The 2101-nt window shown below is 70.0% G+C and carries 1 protein-coding gene; it reads left to right on the top strand.

Translation table 11 applies throughout. The features are described from left to right. Positions 1-9: 9 nt before the first annotated feature. Positions 10-2101: condensation domain-containing protein (locus tag ACLEQD_RS41925; protein WP_410391521.1), on the top strand; the 2092-nt coding region annotated here is incomplete at its 3' end.

Below are 2101 nucleotides of genomic sequence, written 5' to 3'. Positions count from 1 at the left end.
GAGGCGCCCGTGCTGGAAGTCCTGGCCGAGCGGCTGGGAACGGCCGCGCGTCCGCCGCCCTCGGCGCTGGAGCCCATCGCAAGGGATGAGGCGCCGCCGCTGTCGTTCGCGCAGCAGCGGCTGTGGTTCATCGACCAGCTGGAGCCGGGCAGCGCGCTCTACAACGTCCCGGTGGCGGTCCGGTTGCAGGGCACCCTGCAGCGGGGCGCGCTGGTGCGAGCCCTGAACGAAGTCGTCCGCCGGCACGAAGCCCTGCGCACGACGTTCGAGCCGCACGAAGGCCAGGCCGTGCAGCGCATCCATCCGCATGCGCGCCTGCCGTTGGCGGACGTCGACCTGGAGGGGTTCACTCGCGAGCAGCGGGAGGAAGAGGTCCGGCGCCGGCTCGGGTTGGAGCTGGCGGAGCCCTTCGACCTGAATAGGGGGCCACTCATCCGGGCCAGCCTGTTGCGGCTGGAGAGCACCGAGCACGTGCTGCTCATCACGATGCACCACATCGTGTCGGACGGCTGGTCGCTGGGCGTGCTGATCCGCGAGGTGGGAGCGCTGTACGCGGCCTTCGCGGAAGGCCGTCCGTCGCCGCTGCCCGAGCTGCCCTTGCAGTACGCGGGGTACGCGGCATGGCAGCGCGGCTGGTTGCAGGGAGAGACACTCCAGAAGGAAGTGGACTTCTGGAGGGGCAAGCTCGCGGGAGCGCCGCCGGTGCTGGAGCTGCCGACGGACCGTCCGCGTCCGGCGGTGCGAGGCAACGCCGGAGCAGTGCATTCCTTCCTGCTGCCGTCGCCGCTGGCCCAGGCGCTGCGGGAGTTGGCGCACCGCGAAGGTGCATCGCTGTACATGGTGCTGCTGGCCGGGTGGCAGGCGCTGCTGTCGCGCTACTCGGGGCAGACGGACATCAGCGTGGGCTCGCCCATCGCGGGGCGCACGCGGGCGGAGCTGGAAGGGCTCATTGGCTTCTTCGTCAACACGCTGGTGCTGCGCGCGCAGGTGGACGGGGAGGCATCCTTCCGTGAGCTGCTGAAGCAGGTCCGGGGCACGGTGTTGGAGGCCTACGAACACCAGGAGGTGCCCTTCGAGAAGCTGGTGGAGGCGCTTCAGCCGGAGCGCAGCCTGAGCCACACGCCGCTCTTCCAGACGCTGCTGGCGCTCCAGAACATGCCCGAGGGAGAGGCGCGGCTCCCCGGGCTGACGATGAAGCCGCTGGAGCTGGAGATCCGCACGTCAAAGTTCGACGTGAGCCTCTTCTTCACGGAGACGTCGCAGGGGTTGAGCGGGTCGGTGGAGTACAGCACCGACCTGTTCGAAGCAGAGACCGTGCGCCGGATGGTGGAGCACCTGCGCGTGCTGCTGGAAGGCGTGGTGGCGAAACCGGAGGAAGCGGTGGGCCGCCTGCCGCTGCTGACGGAGTCGGAGCGCCAGCAGGTGCTGGTGACGTGGAACCAAACGGCCAACGGGTCTCTCCGCGAAGTACCGGTGCACGCCCTCTTCGAGGAGCAGGCTCGGAGGACGCCACAGGCAGTGGCGCTGAAGCTCGCGGAAGGAGGCGCCACGCTGACGTACGGCGAGCTGGACGCGAAGGCGAACCAGTTGGCGCACCACCTGCGAAGCCAGGGCGTGAAGCGCGGCACGCGGGTGGGCGTGTTCGTGGAGCGCTCGTTCGAGATGGTGGCGGGCCTCCTGGCCATCCTGAAGGCCGGAGGTGCGTACGTCCCGGTGGACCGCAACTACCCGGCGGAGCGCATCGCGCTGCTCTTGGGAGACGCGGGCGTCGAAGTGACGCTGACGCAGCGGTCACTGGTGGAGAAGCTGCCGCCGAGTGCGGGCCGGGCGCTGACGTTGGATACGGCATGGAGCGAGCTTGCCCGCCAGCCGGAGACGGCGCCGGAGGGAGGGGTGAGCGCGGAGGACCTGGCGTATGTGATGTTCACGTCGGGAAGCACGGGCCGTCCGAAGGGCGTGAGCGTGCCGCACCGGGGCATCACCCGGCTGGTGCTGGGCAACGGCTTCCTGCACTTCGGACCGGAGGAGGTCTGGCTGCAACTGGCGCCGGTGGCCTTCGACGCCTCGACGCTGGAGCTGTGGGGCGCGCTGCTGCACGGGG

It is taken from the genome of Corallococcus sp. 4LFB (assembly GCF_046520365.1).
Taxonomy (GTDB): domain Bacteria; phylum Myxococcota; class Myxococcia; order Myxococcales; family Myxococcaceae; genus Corallococcus; species Corallococcus caeni.
Note: the sequence above shows the minus strand (reverse complement) of the source record. Positions and strands in the feature narration are given on the sequence as shown.